The following is a 6,038-nucleotide window of genomic DNA, read 5'->3' as shown; positions in this document are numbered from 1 at the left end:
GCTTGCCGCTGGGGTCGTAGCTGACCAGACCCGCGAAGATCATGTCGATGACCTTGCCACCGCCGACTTCGTTGGTGTCGGCGGGCATGAGGGGACGCTGGGGTTCGGAGCCGTCGGCGAGGATCACTTTGCTCGTGTCGCCGCCGGTACTGCCGCTACCGGTTGCGGAGCCGCTGGCACCGCATCCGGTCAGGGCGAGGGCGGCGATAGCCACCATGCCCAGTGCTTTGGAAGTGCGCGAAAAACGCATTCCGCCTCCTATGAGTTGTGGGAGTTCGTGAGGGAAAAACTTATGCTTCCCCGTAAGCAGGCACAGGGGTATCCCCTGTGACGTGGCCTACATATGGAAGTAGCCTAGCCCTAAACCGTCCAAATGTTGGAACTCTGTTGCCAAACCGTGATCCGACAATCTCATGACGACTAACGTCAAGTGGAGGGTATTTCAAGTCACACGCTACTGACTGGTAGTATTCGCCCGCAGTGTGACCTGGGTTACTCGCGCTTAACTGGAATCCGCCGGTTTTCGCCCCCGTTCCAGCCCCCTCCGGGTAAGCCTCAGCTGGCCCCTGACAGCAGCTGCGCGCGCAGTTCGCGCCGCTCGCGCTGCTTGTCCGGATCCGGCAGCGGAACCGCCGCCAAAAGCCGCTGGGTGTAGGGCTCCTGGGGATTGCGGAGGATCTGGTCGCGGGTCCCCTGCTCCACGATCCTGCCGCGCTGCATGACACAGATCCGGTCCGCGAGCACGTCCACCACCGCGAGGTCATGGGTGACGAAGAGGCACGCGAACCCCAGTTCCTTCTGCAGGTTCTGGAACAGATCGAGCACCTTGGCCTGGACTGAGACGTCGAGGGCGGAAGTGGGCTCGTCGGCGACCATCAGCTTGGGCTTGAGCGAGAGGGCACGCGCAATCCCCACGCGCTGCTTTTGCCCGCCGGAGARCTCGTGCGGGTAGCGGTTGCGGTAATCGCGCGGCAGCTCGACCTGGTCCAGCAGCGCCTCAATCCGCCGCTGCAGGTCGGCGCCCTTTGCGGCCCGTGCCAGGAACATCGGCTCCCCGATGCTTTCCCCGATGGGCAGCCGGGGGTTCAGGGACGACGACGGATCCTGGAACACCATGCCGACATGCCGGCGCATCTCGTGGAGCTGGCGGCCGTTCCTCTTGGCGGCGGAAATGTCCTGCCCGACTACCCGCATGGTGCCTGCCGCCACCGGCAGCAGGCCGACGGCGGCCCGGCCGATGGTGGTCTTTCCGGAGCCCGACTCGCCGACGAGACCGACCACCTGTCCGGGATAGATGACCAGGTTGGCCCCTTCCACGGCACGGAACGCCGGCACCCGGCCCTGCTTCGGGTACTCGATGGCGACATCGGTGAGCTCCAGGACCGGCTCGCCCTTCGGCTTGGCCGCCTCGGCCGCGGCGAGGGCGGCGGCGTTTTCGCGCTCGCGCCGGATCAGCTCGTCTTCAGGAATGGAGAGGATCTCGACGTGGGTCGCGGCGGCGAGGGCGGCGGTGACGTCCACGTCCGCCGTGGAATCCGCGCCGCCCTGGCCCAGATGCGGGACCGCAGCCAGCAGCGCCTTGGTGTACTCGTGCTGCGGGTTGTGGAAGATCTGCGCTGCCGTGCCCGTCTCCACGATCAGGCCCTTGCGCATGACGGCGATCCGGTCGGCGAGGTCGGCCACCACTCCCATGTCGTGGGTGATGAGGACAATGGCACTGTCCAGTTTGTTCCGCAGGTTGCGCATGAGGTCAAGGATTTCGGCCTGGACGGTCACGTCGAGGGCCGTGGTCGGCTCATCGGCAATGAGCAGCTTCGGGTCGCAGGAGAGCGACTGAGCGATCATGGCGCGCTGGCGCTGGCCGCCGGAAAGCTGGTGCGGGTAAGACCGGAAGGCTTTCTCCGGATCGGGCAGTTCGACAAGTTCCAGCATGCGCAGGGCACGGAGCCGGGCTTCTTCCGGGGAAACTTCGTTGTGCAGACGCACAGTTTCTACAATCTGCGACCCCACTGTGTACACCGGGTTCAGGGCCGTCATCGGCTCCTGGAAGATCACCGCGACGTCCTTGCCGCGCACCGCGCGGATATTGGCCTCATTGCTCCCCAGCAGCTCACGGCCGGCGAGCTTGACACTTCCTGTCACACGGCTGTTACTCGGCAGCAGGCCCAGCAGCGCCATTGAACTGGCGCTCTTTCCGGAGCCGGACTCCCCCACGATGGCGAGTACTTCGCCGGCCCGGACCTCGTAGTTCAGGCCGATCGCTGCCGGGACCCATTTCTTGTCCACGCCGAAATCCACGCTGAGATCCCGGACCTCCAGGACAGTTTCGCCTTTGCCAGGCACAGGTGACGCCGGCGGATCGAGGGTGATGAAGTCAGTCATGATGGGCTATCCTTCCGCCCGGGCCGCCGGTGCACCGGGGATTAGTGCTGCGGCTCGGAATACTGAATTATTGGGGGCATGAGCTCTACGCCGCACGCCGGAAATGTTGAAGTCTTCAAAGCACGAACCAACAAGTGGTTCGCGTTGCTGTCCTGGGCGGTGGCCGCGTTCGGTGTCGTGGTCACGGTCGTCATGGCGGGTCCGGGGGCGCTGGGCGGCATCGCCCCGCTGGCTTTCATTGCCTTCATGGGCTGGCAACTGTTCTGGATGCCGTCCGTTGTAGTCCACGATGCCGGCGTCACCCTGGAGAATCCGTTCCGCTCGATTGAGGTGCCGTGGGCAGCGCTGGTGCACGTCGATACCCGTTTTGCACTGACGCTGGTCACCGCCCGGAAGAGCTACACCTCCTGGGCCGCGCCCGCCCCCGGTATCTGGGGCGGCCGCCATGCCCGCCCGGAGGACCTCCACGGCCTGCCGGCAACCACCTACGGTCCCGGCAAGTCGGTCCGTCCGGGAGATCTGAAGACCACGGATTCCGGCCAGGCTGCCATGATGGTGCGGGCCCGGTGGCATGACCTCGTGGAAGGCGGGCAGCTCGCCGCAGGCGACGCCGCCAGCACCGCGGCAACGGTGACCGTCCGCTGGGTGGCGATTGGCGCCGTCGTACTGCTCCTGGCGGCAAGCTACCTGGCGATTACCGCCGGTTAGAGCGGTCCTGCAGGGGGCCGGCATCTACTGGCCCCGTGTTCCGTCAGCCGGCCCGTCGTTGCGGGGATCCTCAGGCGCCGGGGCGCCAAGTCCGGTGACGGTACCTGCCTGCACCGCGGCGCCCCCATGATCGGCCGCCTTCTTGGCATTGAACTTCTTCTGCCGCGGGTCAAAGGCGTCCCTCAGGCCGTCGCCGATGAAGTTGATGCTGAGGCAGATGAGCACGATGAACATGCCCGGGAACCAGAAGAGCCAGGGCCGTGTGGCGAAGGCCTGCTGGTTCTGGGAGATGAGCAGGCCCAGTGACGTGTCCGGGGCCTTGACGCCGACGCCGAGGTAGCTCAGCGCCGTCTCGGTGAGGATCGCGGCGGACATGGTCAGGGTCACGTTGACGATCAGCACGCCGACGGCGTTGGGCAGGATGTGCTTGAAGATGATCCTGGCGTTGCTGGCGCCGGAAATCCGGGCCGCATCCACGAACTCGCGTTCGCGCAGGGACAGGAATTCGCCGCGCATCAGGCGGGCCAGGGCGACCCAGCTGATCAGGCCCAGGAAGATCCCGAGGGCCAGGACGCCGTTGGTGCTGGCGAAGGAGGCGAACCAGCTTCCCTGGTCCCGGCGGCCGGCGAGGGCGGCCATGACGGCGGCCAGCAGCAGCGCGGGAATGATGATGATGACGTCGGTCAGGCGCATCAGGATGGCTTCGGACCAGCCGCGGAAGTAGCCGGAGATGGCACCGACCACGACGCCGATCAGGCCGGCGATGAGGCCGATCACGATCATGATGGTGATGGACTGCTGCGCGCCGCGCATGGTCATGGCGAAGAGGTCGCGGCCGATCCGGTCCTGGCCGAACGGATGTTCGCCCCAGGCCAGCGGCCACAGCGAGGAGGTGGGTGCGCCGCCGTTGACCAGTGGCGAGACTTGCGTGTGGTTGTACTTCCACCAGCCGGGGATTCCCAGGTAGCCCACCGAGGTGAAGGCCAGAACGAAAATGAAGGCGAACACCACGAGGCCGATAATGGCGCCGGAGTGTCCGAGGAAACGCTTCCGGACGATCTGGCCCTGGCTGAGGCCCTTGGCCTCAAGGACCGGCTCAACGCCGGCCGCGGCTGATATCCGCGAGGCTTCGTCTTCGGCCATGATTACTTCCTGCTGACTTGGCTGGCTCATGCTTTTACCCTTACGCGCGGATCCAGTGCGGAGTAGGCGAGGTCCGCGATGAGGTTGAAGACCATGGCCGTGATGGCCACGCAGATGAAGACGCCCATGACCGGGTTGGGATCGGTGTGCGCGATCCCGTCCAGGAACAGGAAGCCCATGCCGCGGACCGAGAAGACGGTTTCGGTGATGACGGCACCGCCGATCAGCGCCCCAATGTCGAAGGCCACGATCGTGGCGATCGGGATCAGGGCGTTGCGGAAGGCGTGGCGCATGATGACGGTCCGCTCGCTCAGGCCTTTGGCCCGGGCCGTTCGGATGTAGTCCATGTTCATGATTTCGAGCATCGAAGCCCGGGTGAAGCGGGTGTAGCTGGCCAGTGAAATGAGGATCAGGGCCAGGGTGGGCAGGATCAGGTGGGTAAAGGAGTCAAGGCTCAGGACCCAGAAGTCGCCCTGGATGTTCGGCGTGCTGGCACCGATGGTGGCGATCGGCCGGCCGCGCACACGGCTGTTGTTGAAGTAGCTGGGCCACGCCTGCATGTACCGGTCCAGCAGGATCAGGAATCCGACCAGGAACGAGGTGATGGCTGCCGCCCGCATGGACTGCCCACGGTCGTAGCCGCCCACCAGGTAGCCGATGCCCATGCCGATCAGGACGAAGGCGACCGCCAGGAGCACGATCATCAGGAATGTGGCCTCGTTGAGCAGCGGCTGAAGGAGGAAGTAGAACACGACTCCAACGCCGACGGCGATGAGGGCCGACTGCAGGGCCTTGCGGTTTTTCAGCCCGGCGGAGAGCAGGGTCACGGCGAACGCGATGCCGACACCGGCGATGGCGATGACCACGGGGCCCAGGCCCGGGGTCTTGAACCATTCGGTGGCGGAGAAGTAAATGAGCACCGCGGTGACGAAGCCGAAGGCGACGGCGCCGGCCAGCAGCCGGCGCCGCATGGTCCCGCCCGCCGCGACGGCTGTCACCGCGCCGACGACGACGCCAATCCCGAGGGCCGCGGGCAGCGGCACGTCGGGGTTCCGCAGGAAGTCGTTGAAGCCGATGGCGCCGAATTCCTTGAGCAGGACGGCGACCCAGAAGATCGGCAGGGAGAAGAACAGGAAGGCCATGAACGTCACGCCGTAATCCAAGGTGCTGTACTGCCGCAGGGCGGTGACGATGCCCAGGGTGATGCCGATCAGGATGGCGAGCACCGTTGCCGCGGTGACGAGGGTCAGGGTCTGGACGAGCGCGAAGCCGAGGGCCTCGGTGATGGGCTGACCGGCGATGTTCTTCCCGAGGTCACAGGAGTTGGCGAACGGAACGAGGCACTGGACAGCGCCGCCGAACCATTTGAAGTACCGCAGCGGGGCCGGGGTGTCCAGCTGCAGGAGCTCGGTCCTCGCGTCCATGAGCTGCTGCTTCTGGGGCGTGGGGTTGGCGCGGAATTCCTCGAGGGGATCGCCGGACGCCGCTGTCAGGAGATATACGAGGTAGGACGCACCGAGAAGGATGAGGGCGGCAGTCACGAGCCGCCGGAAGATGTAGGTCACCATTGGAATAGAACCTCGGAATTCGGGCCCAGGGATTGCCCGGACCGGTCGCGGAGTTTGGCCGGTTCCCGCCGATGTGGCTGGACCACGGCATCGTCAGGGATGTCGCCAGAAAGGCGCCGGGACCGAAGAAGCTGTGGTCCCGACGCCTTTCCAGCAGTGTTACTTGGGGTCGCGGGCTACTTCTGCGCCCATTCCCAGAAGTTCCACCAAACGCCGGTCTGGTTCGGCATGTACTTC

The 6,038-nt window shown here is 65.5% G+C and carries 4 protein-coding genes and 1 pseudogene; 1 reads left to right on the top strand and 4 read right to left on the bottom strand.

Features of this window, described 5'->3' with window-relative positions; all coding sequences use genetic code 11:
* A pseudogene (locus AC1D1W_RS19400) lies at positions 1 to 250 on the bottom strand (ABC transporter substrate-binding protein); the annotation flags it as partial.
* A gap of 305 nt (positions 251 to 555) precedes the next feature.
* The gene (locus tag AC1D1W_RS19395; RefSeq protein ID WP_476944551.1) at positions 556 to 2,382 is read right to left on the bottom strand and encodes an ABC transporter ATP-binding protein; all 1,827 of its coding nucleotides are present in this window, start codon (positions 2,380 to 2,382) and stop codon (positions 556 to 558) included.
* A gap of 78 nt (positions 2,383 to 2,460) precedes the next feature.
* Between AC1D1W_RS19395 and AC1D1W_RS19390 the strand changes: the two genes are divergently transcribed.
* Positions 2,461 to 3,090: a PH domain-containing protein gene (locus AC1D1W_RS19390; protein WP_028275698.1), complete on the top strand. Its 630-nt coding sequence runs from the start codon at positions 2,461 to 2,463 to the stop codon at positions 3,088 to 3,090.
* Positions 3,091 to 3,114: 24 nt separating this feature from the next.
* Here AC1D1W_RS19390 and AC1D1W_RS19385 read toward each other — a convergent pair whose 3' ends face one another.
* Complete coding sequence (locus AC1D1W_RS19385) at positions 3,115 to 4,233, bottom strand: ABC transporter permease (protein ID WP_243181147.1); 1,119 nt, start codon at positions 4,231 to 4,233, stop codon at positions 3,115 to 3,117.
* Between the two features lie 26 nt (positions 4,234 to 4,259).
* Positions 4,260 to 5,801, bottom strand: a complete 1,542-nt coding sequence (locus AC1D1W_RS19380) for an ABC transporter permease (protein ID WP_243180952.1) — start codon at positions 5,799 to 5,801, stop codon at positions 4,260 to 4,262.
* Positions 5,802 to 6,038 lie beyond the last annotated feature (237 nt).

The organism is Arthrobacter sp. P1_B4, from assembly GCF_056406555.1.
The sequence above is the reverse complement of the archived record's forward strand: the minus strand, read 5'-3'. Positions and strand labels throughout refer to the sequence as shown.